Source organism: Streptomyces sp. NPDC047917 (assembly GCF_043204345.1).
Taxonomy (GTDB): domain Bacteria; phylum Actinomycetota; class Actinomycetes; order Streptomycetales; family Streptomycetaceae; genus Streptomyces; species Streptomyces sanglieri.
This window is the reverse complement of sequence record NZ_JBIDCA010000009.1, coordinates 292492-309645: the sequence shown is the minus strand read 5'-3', so window position 1 is coordinate 309645 and position 17154 is coordinate 292492. Positions and strand designations below refer to the sequence as shown.

14 protein-coding genes are annotated in these 17154 nt (G+C 71.1%); 6 read left to right on the top strand and 8 right to left on the bottom strand.

Features of this window, described 5'->3' with window-relative positions:
* Positions 1-25 precede the first annotated feature (25 nt).
* The gene (locus ACGF8B_RS23425; protein ID WP_392741682.1) at positions 26-1786 is read left to right on the top strand and encodes a class I adenylate-forming enzyme family protein; all 1761 of its coding nucleotides are present in this window, start codon (positions 26-28) and stop codon (positions 1784-1786) included.
* Positions 1787-1935: 149 nt separating this feature from the next.
* Here ACGF8B_RS23425 and ACGF8B_RS23420 read toward each other — a convergent pair whose 3' ends face one another.
* Positions 1936-3213 (bottom strand): M6 family metalloprotease domain-containing protein, encoded by a 1278-nt coding sequence (locus tag ACGF8B_RS23420; RefSeq protein ID WP_392741680.1) that lies wholly within the window; start codon positions 3211-3213, stop codon positions 1936-1938.
* A gap of 297 nt (positions 3214-3510) precedes the next feature.
* On the opposite strand from ACGF8B_RS23420, the gene ACGF8B_RS23415 reads away from it, so the two are divergent.
* Together ACGF8B_RS23415 and ACGF8B_RS23410 are read left to right on the top strand one after the other, a co-directional pair.
* Positions 3511-4173, top strand: a complete 663-nt coding sequence (locus ACGF8B_RS23415; protein ID WP_392741678.1) for a TetR/AcrR family transcriptional regulator — start codon at positions 3511-3513, stop codon at positions 4171-4173.
* Positions 4174-4464: 291 nt separating this feature from the next.
* The gene (locus tag ACGF8B_RS23410) at positions 4465-5997 is read left to right on the top strand and encodes an MFS transporter (protein WP_392741675.1); all 1533 of its coding nucleotides are present in this window, start codon (positions 4465-4467) and stop codon (positions 5995-5997) included.
* Between the two features lie 233 nt (positions 5998-6230).
* On the opposite strand, the gene ACGF8B_RS23405 is transcribed toward ACGF8B_RS23410, so the two are convergent.
* The gene (locus tag ACGF8B_RS23405; RefSeq protein ID WP_266418153.1) at positions 6231-6743 is read right to left on the bottom strand and encodes a MarR family winged helix-turn-helix transcriptional regulator; all 513 of its coding nucleotides are present in this window, start codon (positions 6741-6743) and stop codon (positions 6231-6233) included.
* Positions 6744-6894: 151 nt separating this feature from the next.
* On the opposite strand from ACGF8B_RS23405, the gene ACGF8B_RS23400 reads away from it, so the two are divergent.
* The gene (locus tag ACGF8B_RS23400) at positions 6895-7674 is read left to right on the top strand and encodes a dioxygenase (protein WP_392741671.1); all 780 of its coding nucleotides are present in this window, start codon (positions 6895-6897) and stop codon (positions 7672-7674) included.
* Between the two features lie 53 nt (positions 7675-7727).
* Here ACGF8B_RS23400 and ACGF8B_RS23395 read toward each other — a convergent pair whose 3' ends face one another.
* Positions 7728-8846, bottom strand: a complete 1119-nt coding sequence (locus tag ACGF8B_RS23395; RefSeq protein ID WP_392741668.1) for a questin oxidase family protein — start codon at positions 8844-8846, stop codon at positions 7728-7730.
* 72 nt (positions 8847-8918) lie between these two features.
* Positions 8919-9458 (bottom strand): GNAT family N-acetyltransferase, encoded by a 540-nt coding sequence (locus ACGF8B_RS23390; RefSeq protein WP_392741665.1) that lies wholly within the window; start codon positions 9456-9458, stop codon positions 8919-8921.
* A 147-nt stretch (positions 9459-9605) separates the two neighbouring features.
* On the opposite strand from ACGF8B_RS23390, the gene ACGF8B_RS23385 reads away from it, so the two are divergent.
* Positions 9606-10604 carry a sigma-70 family RNA polymerase sigma factor gene (locus ACGF8B_RS23385; protein WP_342282210.1) on the top strand — a complete coding sequence of 333 codons (999 nt, stop codon included), beginning with the start codon at positions 9606-9608 and terminating at the stop codon, positions 10602-10604.
* A 147-nt stretch (positions 10605-10751) separates the two neighbouring features.
* On the opposite strand, the gene ACGF8B_RS23380 is transcribed toward ACGF8B_RS23385, so the two are convergent.
* Positions 10752-11714, bottom strand: a complete 963-nt coding sequence (locus ACGF8B_RS23380) for a helix-turn-helix transcriptional regulator (RefSeq protein WP_392741661.1) — start codon at positions 11712-11714, stop codon at positions 10752-10754.
* Between the two features lie 141 nt (positions 11715-11855).
* Between ACGF8B_RS23380 and ACGF8B_RS23375 the strand changes: the two genes are divergently transcribed.
* The gene (locus ACGF8B_RS23375) at positions 11856-13457 is read left to right on the top strand and encodes an MFS transporter (RefSeq protein ID WP_392741658.1); all 1602 of its coding nucleotides are present in this window, start codon (positions 11856-11858) and stop codon (positions 13455-13457) included.
* Positions 13458-13623: 166 nt separating this feature from the next.
* Here the strand turns inward: ACGF8B_RS23375 and ACGF8B_RS23370 are convergent, their stop codons facing one another.
* The 3 genes from ACGF8B_RS23370 to ACGF8B_RS23360 form a co-directional block, all read right to left on the bottom strand.
* The gene (locus ACGF8B_RS23370; protein ID WP_392741655.1) at positions 13624-14394 is read right to left on the bottom strand and encodes a DUF6227 family protein; all 771 of its coding nucleotides are present in this window, start codon (positions 14392-14394) and stop codon (positions 13624-13626) included.
* Between the two features lie 134 nt (positions 14395-14528).
* Positions 14529-15647: a P1 family peptidase gene (locus tag ACGF8B_RS23365; protein WP_392742033.1), complete on the bottom strand. Its 1119-nt coding sequence runs from the start codon at positions 15645-15647 to the stop codon at positions 14529-14531.
* Positions 15648-15908: 261 nt separating this feature from the next.
* Positions 15909-17066, bottom strand: a complete 1158-nt coding sequence (locus tag ACGF8B_RS23360; RefSeq protein ID WP_392741652.1) for a low temperature requirement protein A — start codon at positions 17064-17066, stop codon at positions 15909-15911.
* Positions 17067-17154: the final 88 nt, after the last annotated feature.

Below are 17154 nucleotides of genomic sequence, written 5' to 3'. Positions count from 1 at the left end.
GAGCAAGCGCTTAGAGAGGTCGTTCGTGCCGCACATCGACCCGGCCCCCGCCGCCCCCGACCCGGAGGCCGCCGCAGCCGCGGCCGAGGCCGCCGCGCGTATCGAAGCCGCGCTGACCGGCCCGGGCGCCCCGTTCGCCGTGGTCCGGGTGGAGGACGGGGTGCACGCCGGGTCGCTCGTGTACGCGGACGGGCCCAGGACGCTGCGGGAGTTCGTGGAGACCACCTGGGCCTTCGGGGACCGGCCGTTCCTGGTCTCGGCGGAGCGCAGCTACTCGTACGCCGAGTTCTTCGCCGCCGCTTCCGCGCTGGCCTGCCGGATGGCCGACGTGTACGGGCTCCGCCCGGGAGACCGGGCCGTCGTCGCGATGCGGAACCACCCCGAGTGGCAGATCGCCTTCTGGGCCGTCCAGCTGGCCGGCCTGGTCGCCGTACCGCTCAACGCCTGGTGGACCGAGGAAGAGTTCACGTACGCGCTCGACGACTGCGAACCCCGGGTGCTCCTGGTGGACGGGGAACGGCTGCCCAGGGTCGCCGGGTGGGCGGCCGGCAACGGGGCGCGCGTGGTCGTCTTCCACGGGGAGGGGACGGTCCCGGACGGGGGCGGGGGAGCCGGGCGGATCGAGCGGTACGAGGATCTGCCCGCGGCCGATCCACTCGCCGCGCCCCCCGAGGTCGAGATCCGGCCCGAGGACGACGCGACGATCATCTACACCTCCGGCACCACCGGCCGGCCCAAGGGCGCGGTCGCCACCCATCTCGCCCAGGTGGGAGCGGTGCTCAACCCGCGGTTCCACGCGGCCGCCTCCGCGCTCGGGCGCGGGCTCATCCCGGGGCAGGGGCCCGCCCCGGTGTCGCTGCTGACGTTCCCGTTCTTCCACGTCGCCGCGTTCACCGGCTTCTACGCGGCGATGGCGGCGGGCGGCACCCTCGTGCTGATGCGGAAGTGGGACGCCGAGGAGGCGCTGCGGCTGATCCGCGCGCACGGCGTCACCCACTACGCCGGCGTCCCGGCGACCGCGCTCCAGCTCCTGGCCGCTGCCGAGCGGACGGGCGACGGCCTGGAGGGCCTGCAGATGCTGAACACCGGCGGGGCCGCCGCACCGCCCGATCTGGTCGCCCGGCTGACCGCCCGGCACGGCGACCGCATCGAACCCCGCAACGGCTACGGCCTGACCGAGACCAGCGGCGGCGTCCTGGCGAACTTCGGCGCCGAGTACCGGCTCCACCCGGGCAGCGTCGGCCGCCCCACCCCCACCACCGAGGTGCGGATCGCCGGGCCCGCGGGCGAGGCGCTGCCCGAGGGCGAGGTCGGGGAGCTGTGGCTGCGCGGCCAGTCCCTGGTCCGCGGCTACTGGCGCGACGAGGCGGCGACGGCCCGGGCGTTCACCGGCGGGTGGTTCCGGACCGGTGATCTCGCCGTGGTGCGGGAGGGGCGGGTCAGTGTCGTCGACCGGATCAAGGACATGGTGATCCGCGGCGGGGAGAACGTGTACTGCGTCGAGGTCGAGGCCGTGCTGCACGACCACCCGGACGTCGAGGACGCGGCGGTGCTGGGGGTTTCGCACCCGGTCCTGGGCGAAGAGGTCGCCGCGGTCGTGTGCCTGCGGGCGGGTGCCACCGTCACCGTCGAGGAGTTGCGGGCGCACGTCGGGCGCAGCCTGGCCGCGTTCAAGGTCCCGGCCCATGTGCTCGTACGGGAGGAGCCGCTGCCCCGGAATCCGACCGGGAAGATCCTCAAGCGCGAGCTGCGCGGACCCGTCGAAGCCGAGGTCCGGGGTGAGTGAAGGGGACTGAGCGAAGGGGGCTGAGTGAGGGGGACCGAAGGGGGGAGTGGGCGAAGAGGAGGGGCGAAGGGGAGAGGGGGAGTGAGGGTGGGGGAGCGGTGTGTGGTCCGGGCCGAGCGGGGTCAGGGGCGTCGCGGGCGCCAGGGGGGTCAGGGGCGCGTTATGCGGACCCGGTAGTTTCCCTTCTCGTCCTTGTCGACCACGGATACGCGTATTCCGTTGCTCCGGTCGGTGAAGGTCTCGCCGGGCTGGAACGTGGCGTCGGACAGTTCGGCGTGCACATTGGGCAGCCGGGTGCAGCCGGCGCTGCCCTTGGTGCTGTCCGCCACCGACACCGGGCCCTGCCCGGTGTCGACGTCCGAGCTCACCTTGTAGATCAGCACGCCAGGCCGGCAGATGGCCCGGTCGTTGCCGGCCTGGGTCCGTACCTCCACCGCGTAGCCGGACTCGCCGCTCAGCGGTACGAACGCCAGCTTGGTGCCGCCCTTGGTGGCCAGCGGGCCGAGCACGTGCTCGCTGGTGCCGGAGCGTGCGGCGCAGCTGATCTGTTTGTTGTCCAGCCAGCCGAGCTTCCACTTGTGCCAGCCCAGCAGGTCGTTGTTGGCCCCCCAGTCCTCGGACATGATGTCCCAGTGCCCGACCGAGCCGCCGCCCTCCATCGTGTAGAGGTCGGGGAGGCCGAAGACATGGCCGTTCTCGTGCGGCAGGACCCGGTAGCCGGTCTGTTTGAACGATCCCGAGCCGTCGTCCTGGCGGCTGTAGATGAAGGACGTGTTGGCGAGGGGGACGCCGTCCGCCTTCGGGGCGTCGTCGTTGCCGGAGAAGGTCACGGACAGGACGGTGTCCAGGGCCGAGGGGCCGGCGTTCGGGGTGACCAGGATGTTGACCAGGTCGTACGCGGCGAAGTCCACCTTGGGATCGGCGGCGGTGACGATGTCCTGGACGAGGTGGCGGTAGCCCGGTTCGTACGGTGAGCCGCGCTCCATCCCGTACTCCGAGAACGGCAGTGGCATCCGCAGCCAGGACTTCAGCGGGGCGTCGGGGACATAGGTGAGGCGGCCGTACGATCCGGTCCGGAACCAGTCGGTGGTCTGCGGGAAGAATTCGGCGTACCGGTCCATCGCCTTGCCGGCACCCGGTGCGTCGGGGAAGTCGATCATCAGGTTGAGGGCGCGGATCCTGCCGGTGGAGCGGGCGTAGCCCTCCGGGGTCGGCATGCCCTCCGACATCTGTACGCCCATGGTCGCCGGTATCCGGCACGGGGCGATGCCTGCGGAACGGGCGGTGGCCACCGGTCCTGCCGAGGCCCGGCTGGCTATCGGGAGAGTGCTGCTCGCTGTGGCCATCGCGGCTATGACCAGGGCGGTTGCGGAGGCGAGCGCGATCGGGCGGCGGTGGCTGCGTATCCGGTGGCGGGGCTTCTGCATATAGCGCCTCGGGGTCCGCGGCAGTCGGCCGGCCCTGACTGCGCTCTGCGGATCAGCCTGTTGCGGGTGGTGCGGTGCCGCTCGTTGGGTGCGCCGTTCGGCTGGTTTTCCCGCACAGGGATGTGGCTCAGGTCACATCGGAATGGGGAAATAAGCGGGGAGCTGTTCCCCGTTTGAATCGGTGTCCCCCGCGAAACGGGGAGACGGTCCCCGGTTACGGGAAGCTTGCATCCTGGACAACGGCGACCGTCACAGCAGGAGTGGTGGAAGAAGCGGAAGCAGAAGGAGGCCGTCGTCGTGAAGACCGTCAGCCGAGTCGCCACCGGAGCGACGCAGCCCCGGGCGCCCCGTCCGCGGGCCGACGCGCTGCGCAACCGGGAGCGGATCGTGACGGCCGCGCGTGAGATGTTCGTCGAGTTCGGGCCCGATGTGCCGCTCGACGAGGTCGCCAGGCGCGCCGGCGTCGGCAATGCCACCCTCTACCGGAACTTTCCCGACCGGGCCGCGCTGGTGCACGAGGTCGTGCTCGCGGTCACCTCCCGGACCACCGACCGCGCCGAAGAGGCGGCGGCCGAGGAGGCCGACGCCTTCGCCGCGCTCAGCCGTTTCGTGCACGCGGCGGCCGACGAACGGGTCGGGGCGCTGTGCCCGATGCTGTCCGGCGGCTTCGACAAGGACCATCCCGAACTGCTCGCCGAGCGCCGGCGCCTCGAAGAGGCCGTCGAGGGGCTCGTGGCGCGCGCCATGTCCGCGGGGCGGCTGCGCACCGACATCGCCGTCGGTGACGTACTCGTCGCCCTCTCTCAGCTCACCCGTCCGCTGCCCGGTATCGGCTGCCTGGACATCGACCGGTTCACCCACCGCCATCTACAGCTGTTCCTGGACGGACTACAGGCTCCGGCCCGGTCCGAGCTGCCCGGAACGGCGGCGACCTTGGAGGACCTGCGGCGCCGGCCATGACATTCGCGCCGGGCTCCTGAGCCAGGGCGCGCGCGACGCGGTTGTCACGGCCGCCGCGACCGCCACGCCTTGAGCATTCCTTTCGCCTTCACCGACCGCCCGTCCACCGTCTTCTGTTCACCGTCTGCCCGTTCGCTCTCCGTCCGTTCGCTCTCCGTCCGTTCGCTCTTTGTCCGTTCACCGTCCGTCCGTTCCCTGTCTGTCCTTTACCGGCGTTTCGTCCCGGTTCACGAATCTCTTCGCGCCTTCGCGTGCCTGCGTGCGCGTGCGCGTCCTTAGGTGGGTACCCCCATGCCAAAAACAGCCGATATCCGACTCCCGGACCCCAGCCGCTGGAAAGCGCTGGCGTTCATCGCCCTCGCGCAGCTGATGGTCGTGCTCGACGCCACGATCGTGAACATCGCGCTGCCGCACGCCCAGACGGCACTGGACATATCCGATGCCAACAAGCAGTGGGTCATCACGGCGTACGCCCTCGCCTTCGGCGGGCTGCTTCTCTTCGGAGGCCGGATCGCCGACCTCTGGGGCCGTAAGCGGACCTTCGTCGTCGGTCTGATCGGCTTCGCGCTGGCGTCCGCGCTCGGCGGCGCGGCGCAGAACCAGGCGATGCTCTTCGGCTCCCGCGCGCTCCAGGGCGTCTTCGGCGCGCTGCTCGCGCCCGCGGCCCTGTCGCTGCTCGCCGTGATGTTCACCGATGCCAAGGAGCGCGCCAAGGCGTTCGGCATCTACGGTGCGATCGCCGGTGGCGGCGGCGCCGTCGGGCTGATCCTCGGCGGTTTCCTGACCCAGGCGCTGAACTGGCGCTGGACGTTCTTCGTCAACATCCCGTTCGCGATCGTCGCGGCCGCGGGCGCGTACTTCGTGATCCGTGAGCCGGCCGGCAGCCGCAACCGCGCCTCGCTCGACATCCCGGGCGTGGTCCTGTCCGCGCTGGGCCTGGTCTCGCTGGTGTACGGGTTCACCCGCGCCGAGTCCGCGGGCTGGTCGGACGGGCTGACCATCGGCATGTTCGTCGCCTCCGCGGTGCTGCTGCTCTCCTTCGTCCTGATCGAGTCCAAGGTCAAGTCGCCGCTGCTGCCACTGCGCGTCCTGCTGGACCGCAACCGCGGTGGTGTCTACCTCTCGCTGGGTCTGGCCGTCATCGCGATGTTCGGGCTGTTCCTCTTCCTGACCTACTACCTCCAGGTCGTGAAGGGCTACTCGCCGATCAGGACCGGCTTCGCCTTCCTCCCGATGATCGCGGGCATGATCACCGGCTCGACGCAGATCGGTGCCCGGCTGATGACCCGGGTTCCGGCGCGCAAGCTCATGGGCCCCGGCTTCCTGGTCGCCGCCGTCGGCATGCTGCTGCTGACGCAGCTGGAGATCGGCTCCTCCTACGTCGGTCTCATCCTGCCCGCGCAGCTGCTGCTGGGGCTGGGCATGGGTACGGCGTTCATGCCGGCCATGTCGCTGGCCACGCACGGTGTCGAGCCCCGGGACTCGGGTGTCGCGTCCGCGATGGTCAACACCTCGCAGCAGGTGGGCGGCGCGATCGGTACGGCGCTGCTGAACACCATCGCCGCGTCGGCCGCGACGGCGTACGCCACCTCGCACGCCGCGCTCGGCGCGAGGAACCCGGAGCTGCTGAAGCTCCAGTCGATGGTGCACGGCTTCACCGGCGCCATCTGGTGGGCCGTCGGCATCCTGGTGGTGGCCTCCGCGATCGCGGTGACCTTCATCAACGCCGGCCGTCCTTCGGCGGGCCCGGCGACCGGAGGCTCCGGTTCGGGTGAGACCGACGGGGTCGAGGACGAGTTCAAGGTCCCGGTCGTCGCCCACTGACGGCCGTGCGTGACGTGTGACATGGCTGTGCCCCGGTTCCGCTTCGGCGGGACCGGGGCACAGCCATGTCACGGTTCATCCGCGTCACGGTTCCTCCGTGTCACGGCTCAGGTGCGTACACGCATGTATGTGCGCGTACATGCGGGCGTGCAGGTACGCGTGCGGGAGTGCGGGCGTGCAGGTACGCGTGCATGCGGGTGCGCGGGCGTGCGGGTGCGGAGGATCTGTGCGGTTCAGCGCAGCCAGGGCAGGTCCGCGTCCGTGCCCTCCGGCTGCAGACCGGCGGCGACGACCTGCATGATCTCGCCCAGCGAGCGCACCTGCTCGGGAGTGAGCCGGTCGAACATCGCCTGGCGCACGGCGTCGACATGGCCCGGTGCGGACCGGCGCAGCATCTCGAAGCCGTCGTCGGTGAGGACCGCGTTCTGGCCGCGCTTGTCGGACGGGCAGTCCTCGCGGCGCACCCACCCGCTCTTCTCCAGGCGCGCGACGGCGTGCGAGAGCCGCGATCGGGTGATCTTGGCGTCCTTGGCCAGTTCCGTCATCCGCTTCTGGCGGCGGGGGGCCTGGGAGAGCTGGACGAGCAGTCCGTAATAGATGTGCGGCATGCCGGCATCGCGCTGCAACTGGCGGTCGAGGTGGTCCTCCATGAGCGTGGTGGCGTGGAGGTACGCGCGCCACACGCTCTGCTCTTCGTCGGAGAGCCAGTGCGGCTCGCCGGTGGATGCCGTGGTCATGTACTCCACTGTACGACCTTTTCTTGAAAGTTGAACTAGATAGAGCTAAGGTCTCCGGAGGAAGGAAGCTTGAAGATTAAAGAACCCTTCCTTCTCAAAAAGGCGCCTGTAGAAGGCCCAGTAGAAGACTTACCCGGATCAGCAGCGGATGGGGAGTGCCATGACAGTCACCGCGGAGCGCATGCCCGCCCTCTACCTCTCCCATGGCGCCCCGCCACTGGCCGACGACCCGGTCTGGCCCGGCGAACTGGCGGCCTGGTCCGCCGGACTGCCCCGCCCGCGCGCGATCCTGATGGTCTCCGCGCACTGGGAGGAGGCCCCGCTGGCCCTCGGCGCCACGGAGACGGTCCCGCTCGTCTACGACTTCTGGGGCTTCCCCGAGCACTACTACCAGGTGCAGTACGCCGCCCCGGGCGCGCCGGAGCTGGCGGAGAGCGTACGCAAGCTGCTGCGCGGCGCCGGTACGCCGGTCCAGGACATCCCGGACCGCGGGCTCGACCACGGGGCGTACGTCCCGCTCGTGGAGATGTTCCCGGGCGCGGACATTCCGGTACTCCAGATCTCCATGCCGACGCTGGACCCGCAGAAGCTCATGGACATCGGGCGCAAGCTCGCGCCGCTGCGCGACGAGGGCGTCCTGATCGTCGGCAGCGGCTTCTTCACCCACAACCTGGCCGCCCTGCGGCACGCGGGCGGCACCCCCGGTTGGTCGGCGGAGTTCGACGACTGGGGGGACCGGGCGCTGCGGGCGCAGGACATCGACGCGCTGCTCGACTTCGAGAACAAGTCCCCGGCCGGCCGGCTGGCCCACCCGCGCACCGAGCACTTCGCACCGCTCTTCGTGACGCTGGGCGCCTCGGAGGGCGAGCTGGACCGGGGGCGCAGCGTCATCGACGGGTTCTGGATGGGGCTCGCGAAGCGGTCGGTGCAGTTCGGCTGAGCCCGGCGCCGGCCGCGTCGTGGGGGCGACGGGTGGTGCAGGGCCGGTGAGTGTTACAGGGCCGGTGGGTTCAGTTCGATGGAGCGGAGTGCGGCGGCGAGGGCCGTTCCGTCGCCGACGTCCAGCGCGGTGTCGGTGAACTTGATGGTGTGATCGTCGCCGTGCGCCGCCGCCCGCGCGAACAGCTCGTCGGCGGAGGCGGTCACCGGTGTGTACGGAGCGGCCTCGGCCGGGCTGTACGCGGCGGTGACCGCGGCGCTCGCCGCCCACGCGGCCCCCAGGCTCGGCACCCAGAGCGCGCGGGGGAGCGCGGGCAGGGTGCGCAGTACGGCGTTGGGCGCGGTCGCGGCGTGCACCAGCATGATCGGCTCGCCGTGCCCGTGCGTGGCGAACCGGTGGGTCGCGGCCCGCACCAGCTCCGCCAGCCGCTCCCGCGCCTCGTCCGGGTCGTCGGTGAACCGCTGCGGCCACACCGGGAACGCGGTGAGCTGCGCCAGCCGGTCCCGGATGCCGCCGTCCTGCTCGGGCACCGGCGGCACGGCGTCCAACGCTGCCGCGGCGGTGGGTGCGGGGGCGAGCGGGGCCAGTACGGGCAGCGGCTGGTGGCGGGCGGCCCAGTATCCGAGGCCGTGGGCGAGTTCGGCGATCCGGGGCGCTGTCGCCTCGCCGGCGAGCAGGGTGCGTACGGAGTGGCCGACCCGGATCACGGGGTGGGTGGCGCCCGCCGCGATGCCGGGGAGCAGTCGCGGCCACCACTCGGTGAGGACGTCCCGCCACGGGCGCTCGGCCGTCTCCCGCTCGAAGTACGCCGTCCAGTCCGCGATCCGGCGCGGTTCGCCGAGGGCCTCGCGCCAGTTCTCCGCCGTCACCCGGGCCGCGGTGTCCGGCATGTCCTCCAGCTTGTGGCTGTAGTGGTCGAGCCAGCGGTGGACGGCCGGTGCCTGACCGTGCCGGACCAGCGCCTCGACGGCCATGGGGCCGTGGTTGCTCAGCCAGCCGTTGCGCTCGGGGCCGGATACGTGGAGGCGTTCCAGCGCCTCGTCGAGGGTGCCGGTGGTGTCGTCCGCGGTGCTTCCCGTACCGTCCGCGGTGTTCCCCGTGTCGCCTGTGGTGTTCTTCAGGTCGTCCGGCGTGTTCCTCGTGTCGTCCGCGGTGTTCCTCGTGTCTTCCATACGGGAGCACGCTAGGCGCGCGGTCCGCGCGGCGTAACGGACCTCGGACCCGGATCGGCACCGGCCGTGGGACTAGGGCTGCGGCCCCAGCCGCTTCTCGTACCAGGCCACGTCCCAGTACGTGCCGAACTTCCGGCCCACTTCTGCGTACGTACCGACATGGCGGAAACCGAAGCGGTCGTGCAGCCGGACGGAGGCGTCGTTGGGCCGGGTCACGCCCGCGTACGCGCGGTGCACGTCCTCGCCGGTGAGCGCCTCGAACAGGGCCGTGTAGAGGAGCGTGCCGATGCCTCGGCCGGTGGCCCGGGGGGCGCAGTACACGCTCACCTCGACCGAGGTCGAGTACGCCGCCTTGGGGCGGAAAGCGCTGCTGGTGGCGTATCCCAGGATCGAGGCGGGGCCGACAAGCCGGACATCCTGAGCAACCAGAAGGCGGTGCGGGCCGTCTTCAGGGTGGGAACGCAACCAGGGCAGCCGCTGTTGGGGAGTGAAGAGGGTCGTGTCGAATGTGACCGTGGTCTCACGCACGTAATGGTTGTAGATGTCCGTGAGTGCCACCAGATCACCCTCGATGCCCGGCCTGACCTGCACTTCTGCCCGGCTCTCCGGCATGCGCACCCCCTCGTGGCGGCACAGGGTACTGCATGATCGCGAAAATGAATGCCAGGCGTGGGAATTCTGTCCGGATTCCAGTCGTTGTTTCCATCGGATGCAGGGCACCCGGAAGGGTGTCGCGACCTACTCAGCAAGGGAGCACGCATGGCAACCCGTGCCGTCGCCCGTCGTTCGTCCACCACCGGTGGGACCAGCCGGGCAAGCAGCGTTCGCGCCGCGGGCGGGGAGATCGCCGATCGCGACCTGGTCGGCATGTACCTGGACGAGATCGCGCGTACGCCGCTGCTCGACGCCGCGAAGGAGGTCGAGCTGTCGCAGACCGTCGAGGCGGGCGTCTACGCCCGGCAGATACTCGACGGCTCGGTCGACAGCAAGGCCGGTGGAGCCACGCGCGAGGAGCTGGAGGCGCTGGTCGCCGACGGCGAGCGCGCCAAGGACGTATTCATCCGTTCCAACCTCCGGCTCGTCGTTGCCGTCGCCCGCCGCTATCCGCGGGCCGGGCTGCCTCTGCTCGACCTGATCCAGGAGGGCAATGCGGGCCTGGTGCGCGCGGTCGAGAAGTTCGACTACGCCAAGGGCTTCAAGTTCTCCACGTACGCGACGTGGTGGATCCGTCAGGCCATCACCCGCTCCATAGCCGACCAGTCCCGTACGATCCGGCTCCCCGTCCACCTGGTGGAGGAGCTCGGCCGGATCCGCCGGGTGCAGCGCGAGTTCAACCGCGAGCACGGCCGTGAGCCGGAGCACGCGGAGATAGCGGCCGAGCTGGACTCCACGCCGGAGCGCGTGGGCGATGTGCTGGACTGGGCGCGTGACCCGGTCAGTCTCAACATGTCCGTGGACGACGAGGGCGAGACCCAGTTCGGCGATCTGCTGGAGGACACCTCCGCGGTGTCGCCCGAGCAGTCGGTGATGACGCTGCTGCGCAGTGAGGAGCTGGAGGACCTGATCGGCAAGCTCGACAACCGCACGGCCTCCATCATCCGTATGAGGTATGGCATCGAGGACGGCCGCGAGCGGACCCTCACCGAGGTGGGCAAGCAGCATGGCCTCACCCGCGAGCGGATCCGGCAGATCGAGAAGCACGCACTGCTGGAACTGAAGCGAATGGCCCACGACACGGGTTTTGACGCTGCGGCGTGAGCCTTCGTCCAGTAACCTCCGAAATAGGTCGCTTCGAGTGACCTCCCAAAGCTGAGTCCCGGCGCCCACCCCCCCCTGGCGCCGGGGCTCATTCTTTTGCCCCGGAGTCGAGGGGGCGCCGAGGTCAGGGTGTTGCCGCGCGGGTCATCAGGGTGTCGCCGCGCGGGTCAGGCGGGCGCCCAGATCGCCCAGGTACTCCACCATCTGCGGCGGGCCGTGCACGGTGAAGTCGCAGTCCACCAGCGCCAGCCGGAGCGCCACCCACTCCAGCGAGTCCGCGAGCACCGCCCGCAGCCGGCAGGTGTTCTCGCCGGTCCGCTCCAACGGGCCGATCGCGGCCGGCAGCCGCGCGGACACGAAGTCCGCCGGGGCCGCGAAGCTCACGTCGACCTCCAGCTCCGGCTGCCGGCGGGCGATGGAACCGGCGAGGAACTTCGCCGCGTCCCCCGTGGGCAGCGCACGCGGGGTGAACCGGGCCCCGGTGGCGAACGGCTCGCTCACCCGGTCGACCCGGAACGTACGCCAGTCCTCGCGCCCCAGGTCGTACGCGACGAGGTACCAGCGCCACCCCGTGCTCACCAGCCGGTACGGCTCGGCCTCGCGCTTCGACTCGGCGCCGTCGCCCGCCCGGTACGCGAACCGCAGCCGCTCCTGGCCGGTGACCGCGGACGCCATCACGGTCAGCGTCCGCGGGTCGATGGTCGAACCGTCGCCGCGGGTCAGCGGCATCGTCGCGTTCTGCAGCGTCGAGACCCGGTGGCGAAGCCGGGACGGCAGCACCTGCTCCAGCTTCGCCAGCGCCCGCACCGACGCCTCGTCCACCCCCTCGATGGCGTGCCCGGCCCCCGCCCGCAGGCCCACGGCGATGGCCACCGCCTCCTCGTCGTCGAGCAGCAGCGGCGGCATCGCGGTGCCCGCGACGAGCCGGTAGCCGCCGATGGAGCCGCGCGAGGCCTCGACCGGATAGCCGAGCTCGCGGAGCCGGTCGATGTCCCGGCGGATGGTGCGCGGGCTGACGTCCAGCCGCTCGGCGAGCTCGCTGCCCGGCCACTCGCGGGGCGTCTGGAGGAGCGACAGCAGATTCAGCAGTCGTGCCGGGGTGTCGGTCATGGGCTCAGCCTTCTGCCTGGGTGCCGGTCCACTGCCCGGACGTGCGGGGTGCCGGTCGGCTCGTGCGGGGTGTCGGTCGTCTCATCAGGATGCCCATCCATTGGGTCATGAACTGACCTAATCGCTGTTTAGTTTCTTCATATGACTTCTTCCGCACCTCTGTCGTCCACGGCATCCGGGCCCACGGTGTCCTCGGACCCGTCGGACCGGCGACGCTGGTTCGCACTCGCCATCGTCATGACCGCGGCCTTCATGGACCTGGTCGACGTCACGATCGTCAACATCGCCATCCCGAGCATCCAGGAGGACACCGGCGCCTCGTTCAGCTCGATCCAGTGGATCACCGCCGGCTACGCGCTGGCCTTCGCGGCCGGGCTGATCACCGGCGGTCGGCTGGGTGACATCTACGGCCGCAAGCGGCTGTTCCTCATCGGCATCGGCGGCTTCACGCTGGCCTCCGCGCTCTGCGGCTTCGCCGTGAACCCGGAGATGCTGGTCGCCTCCCGCATCCTCCAGGGCGGCACCGCCGCGCTGATGGTCCCGCAGGTGCTGTCGATCGTGCACGCCACCTTCCCGGCCCACGAGCGCGGCAAGGTCTTCGGCCTCTTCGGCGCGATCGTCGGCCTCGGCGCCGTCTCCGGTCCGCTGCTGGGTGCGCTGCTCACCGAGTGGAACATCGCCGGTCTCGAATGGCGGCCGATCTTCCTGATCAACCTGCCCGTCGGTATCGCCGGACTGCTGCTCGGCCGGAAGTTCATCACCGAGTCCAAGGCCCCGAAGGCGCTCCGGCTCGACCTGATCGGCGTCGTCCTGGTGACGCTGGGCATGCTGATGCTGATCTACCCGCTGACCCGTGGGCGCGAGCTGGGCTGGCCGGTGTGGGGCTATGTGTCGATGGGCGGCAGCCTGCTGGTGTTCCTGGCCCTGGTGGTGTTCGAGCGGTCGAAGGCGCGCAAGGACGGCTCGCCGCTGGTCGAGCTGTCGCTGTTCCGGGTCAAGAGCTTCGCGGCGGGCATCGCGGTGCAGCTGACCTTCGGCATCGGGCTCGGCATCTTCTTCCTGGTCTGGACGCTCTACATGCAGATGGGCCTCGGCTGGAGCGCGCTCCGGGCCGGCACGACCGGTGTGCCGTTCTCGATCGCGGTCTCGTTCGCCGCCGGGATCTCCGTGCAGAAGCTGGTGCCCCGGTTCGGCCGCAAGGTCCTCCAGGCGGGTGCGGCGCTGATGGTCGCCGGACTGCTGATCTACATCTGGGAGTCCGACCGGTACGGCATGGGCATCACGTCCTGGCAGATGATCCTGCCGCTGGTGGTCATGGGCACGGGCATGGGCCTGATCGTGGCGCCGCTGACGGACATGGTGCTCTCCGAGGTGCCGAAGGAGCACTCCGGTTCGGCCTCCGGGCTGATCAACACCGTGCAGCAGATGGGCAACGCGCTCGGCCTCGGGCTGGTCGCGGTCGTCTTCTTCGGCTCGATCGACGACCGGCTGGCGCCGCCGCAGGTGGGCCCGGCGTTCGCGGAGGCGTTCCAGCACTCGCTGTGGTGGGTGGCCGGGGTGCTCGCGGTGATCTTCCTGGTGATGTTCGCGCTGCCCGCGCGGCCGCAGCGGCAGGCGGAGGGCGGCGAGGAGGCCGACGGCACGGGGGCAGACGCGGGTGTCGATGTGGGTGCGGGTGCGGGAGTGGGTGCGTCCGGGGCGGGCGGCTCCGACGTCGTGAAGGAGCCCGCGCTGACCTCCTGATCGGTGCCTTCCGGGGCTCCGGGGCTCCGGGTCTCCAGGTCCTCCGGGAACGCGGGTGCCCGCACCCTTCGGGGTGCGGGCACCCGCGTGTTCGTGTCGCTGTCCGTACCGGCTTTCGGAGCCGGGGCCGGGGCCGGAGGTCCAGGGGCGGGCCCGGGGTTCGGGGTCAGCAGATGCGTGTGCGGCTCTCCATGGCCCCGCGGGCGGAGTCCTCGTCGCCGTAGACCTCGCACATGTGGCGACCGTCCGGCGTGGCCGTGTGCTCGACCTCCCACAGGCTGGTCTCACTGCCGTCGAGAAGCAGGAAGGCGTGCTCGTACAGGGTGAATCCGGCGTCCCGTCCGTCCACCTGGCACTGCCGGCCGAAGACCTGGGTGATGTGGTGGGCGAAGGCGGCACGCAGCAGCCGGGCGGTCTCCTCTCCGGGGCTGTCGCTGTTCTCCGCGCGACGCAGTACGCGGCGGGCGTGGTCGGCGGAGTTGTCCGGGGCGTACATCCGGGGCAGCGGGGCCGGGGGAGCCGCCATCAGGACCGTGAGTATCTCCAGGTCGGCCTGCGGCCCGTCGTCCCCGAACACCGGGACCTCACCGAAACTGCCGGTCAGCCTGGCGGCGGCGACATGGGCATCGGCCTCGTCGTCGTACAGCTCGTGGTGCCTGGGATCGGGCTCCGCGCGGGAGTGCGGGCCGACCGCGCTCCGCTGGCCTCCGTGCACCAGCTCCCAGAGGGAGAGGGCGGTGCCGTCGGACAGCAGATACGTATGCCGGTAGGTCTCGCGGTGGAGTACGGAACTGTGGTGCGAGGAGTGCAGGGAACTGCTGTGGGCGAGCGCGGTACCGAGTCTCTCGACCGTGCTGTCGGGCAGGTCGAAAGAGTTGAGTGCCCGTCGCAGGAGTCGCTCGAGGTGCTGCTCGGTTGTCTCGTACGGATCGCTCAAGGTGCTGTCTCCAGGCCGTTGCCGCGTGTTACTTGCTGCGTGCTTAACGTAGTCCCTGGGTCCGACATCGTGACCGGGGTTCAGGAAAACGTATGGCGCACGCAGATGGTTCCTGGCGGTTCGTCCGAACTTCCTTACTCCGCAGGCGAGTCGGGCCCCGGGGTGCTGCCCGCCGAGGGGCGTGGGGCGGGCGGCGGTATGTCGTAGAGATCGCCGTACGAGGGGTAGCGTCCGCCGCCGGGGCGGCCGTCGACGCTCCGAGCTGCGCGGACGGCCTTCACGATGGCGCGCGCGAGCACATCCGCGCCGGCCGCCAGCAGGTCGTTGAGCGCGATCGGATTCCGCGGATCCAGCGGCCGCTCGCAGGTGGCCAGCGCGAAAACGGTGTCCCCGTCGGTGAGCAGATGTACGGGACGGACGGCGCGCGCCAGCCCGTCGTGCGCCGTACCCGCGAACTTCTGCGCCTGGGCCCGGGTGAGGTCGGCGTCCGTCGCGACGACGGCGAGCGTGGTGTTGAGCGGGGGGCGTGCCTCGGCGTCCCGCACCTCGGCGAGCCGCTGTTCCGCCGCACGGACTGCCTCGGGCGCCGGGTGCACCGGCGGTTCGGCGGCGCCGTACTCCCCGTACAGCACCCCGGTACGCGGATCGACCACCGAGCCCGCCGCGTTCACCACGACGAGCGCCCCCACCGTGATCCCGGAGGGCAGCAGCAGGCTCGCCGTGCCCACGCCGCCCTTGAGCTGCCCGGCGACCGCGCCCGTACCGGCGCCCACGTTTCCCTCGGAGACCGGCGCCCCCGGCTCTGTGGCCGCCGCGTCCTCCACCGCCGCACGGCCCGTCGAGGCGCCGGGGCGGGCCCGCCAGTCGCCGCCCCGCCCCAGGTCGAAGACGCAGGCGGCGGGGACCACCGGCACCACCTGCGCCGGGCCGGGGCCGACCCGCACCCCGCGCCCCTGCTCCTCCAGCCAGGCCATCACCCCGGACGCCGCGTCCAGGCCGTAGGCGCTGCCGCCCGTCAGGACGACGGCGTCGATGCGCTGCACCAGATTGCGCGGATCGAGCGCGTCCGTCTCCCGGGTGCCCGGACCGCCGCCGCGTACATCGACGGCCGCGACCGCACCGCCCTCGGGGGCGAGGACGACGGTGGTGCCGCTCAACGCGCCCTCGCCCGGCACCTGCGCATGGCCCACGCGCAGCCCCGCGACATCGGTCAGCGCGTCGAGCGGCCCGGCGGAAGGGCCTGCCGGCTTCAGGGGATCCCGGGACTTCCGGGGCTTCTGGGGTTCTTCCGTCACTGCTCGCTCCTCACCGAATGCTCCTCGCCACGCGCACCGCACCGAGCGGCCACCCAGCGGGCCACCGGGTCGGCCACCGGGTGTGCCGCGGGCTGATCCGTCGCCGTCCGTCGGCCCGGCCGTCCACGGCTCCGGCCGGTCGTCCTCCGTGCCCCACCCTCCAGGGGCTCCGGTCGTCCGTCGTGCTCACCCGGCCGGGGCTCCGGTCGTTCTTCGTGCTCACCCGGCCGGGGTGGGGCGCCGGGACAGCACCACCCCCACGGCCACGGCGGCCGCGGCGACCAGACCAGCCGCGAACACCGCCCACCCGCCGGCGAACGTGCAGGCCAGGATGGCCAGCGCGGCCACCGGGAGGGCCAGTTGCTCCGCGAGGTCGCGCTTGAAGTGGCGGGCGTGCAGCGTCCACACCGTCAGCAGGAAGAGCGCGGAGGGAATGGTCACCGCTGCGGCGGCCACCGTGTCCGAGACATGCGCCTTGCCCACGGCGTGCTCCACCGCCACCTCGATGCCCGCGCCGATGGCGGCCGCGGAACCGAAGATCAGGTAGTGCCCGTATCCCCAGATGAACGCTTCCCTGCTGCCGCGCAGGTAGTCATGGATCGGCACGGCGAAATAGATCCACCAGGCGGAGAAGACGATCAGCAGCCCGCCCGCGGCGATCGGCAGCAGTTCGCCGAGCGCGTCGTGCTCGTCCACCGCCTCCTGGACCGCGACCGTGGCCGCCGCGATCGTCTCGCCCAGCACGATGATCGTGAACAGTCCGTACCGCTCACTGATGTGGTGCGGATGCCAGCTCGTCGAGCGGTCGCGCTCGGCGATCGCGGGAACGGACATCTCCGCGAGGGCGAGCACGACGAAGGCGGCGGTACGGACCGGGCCCGAGTCGGCGGGCAGGAACAGCATGGCGATCCAGCCCAGTTGCACCACCGTGATCCCGACGGCGTACCGCAGCGCCACCCGCCGCTCGGCGCCCTCGGTGCAATTCGCGGCGCGCAGCCACTGGCTGGTCAGCGCGAGCCGCATCACCACGTAGCCGAGGACGACGACAGTCCAGTCGCCCGCGTCGAAGGCGCGCGGCACCCCGGCGGCCAGGATGAGCACACCGGTGATCTGGACGAGGGTGACGACGCGGTACAGCGGGTCGTCGGTGTCGTAGGCCGAGGCGAACCAGCTGAAGTTGACCCAGGCCCACCAGATCGCGAAGAAGACGGCCGCGTAGCTGCCGACTCCGGTGAGGGTGTGGCCCTCGGCGACGGCGTGCACCAGCCGTGCGCCCGCCTGGGCCACGGCGACGACGAAACACAGATCGAAGAAGAGTTCCAGCGGGGTCGAGGCGCGATGTTTCTCGGTGCGGCTGCGAGCCGTCATTACGGGCATGGGAGCCAGCACACCAGACGGGGAACGGCCCCGCTGAACGGGGCATGCCCCGGATGGACGATCGGGCTCACCCGGCCGAGCCGTAAAT

Excerpts from the sequence above, each read along its gene's own strand:
- ACGF8B_RS23385 (WP_342282210.1), top strand. The coding sequence starts at position 9,606 with ATGGCAACCCGTGCCGTCGCCCGTCGTTCGTCCACCACCGGTGGGACC.
- ACGF8B_RS23420 (WP_392741680.1), bottom strand. The coding sequence starts at position 3,213 with ATGCAGAAGCCCCGCCACCGGATACGCAGCCACCGCCGCCCGATCGCG.
- ACGF8B_RS23380 (WP_392741661.1), bottom strand. The coding sequence starts at position 11,714 with ATGACCGACACCCCGGCACGACTGCTGAATCTGCTGTCGCTCCTCCAG.
- ACGF8B_RS23395 (WP_392741668.1), bottom strand. The coding sequence starts at position 8,846 with ATGGAAGACACGAGGAACACCGCGGACGACACGAGGAACACGCCGGAC.
- ACGF8B_RS23375 (WP_392741658.1), top strand. The coding sequence starts at position 11,856 with ATGACTTCTTCCGCACCTCTGTCGTCCACGGCATCCGGGCCCACGGTG.
- ACGF8B_RS23400 (WP_392741671.1), top strand. The coding sequence starts at position 6,895 with ATGACAGTCACCGCGGAGCGCATGCCCGCCCTCTACCTCTCCCATGGC.
- ACGF8B_RS23390 (WP_392741665.1), bottom strand. The coding sequence starts at position 9,458 with ATGCCGGAGAGCCGGGCAGAAGTGCAGGTCAGGCCGGGCATCGAGGGT.
- ACGF8B_RS23410 (WP_392741675.1), top strand. The coding sequence starts at position 4,465 with ATGCCAAAAACAGCCGATATCCGACTCCCGGACCCCAGCCGCTGGAAA.
- ACGF8B_RS23360 (WP_392741652.1), bottom strand. The coding sequence starts at position 17,066 with ATGCCCGTAATGACGGCTCGCAGCCGCACCGAGAAACATCGCGCCTCG.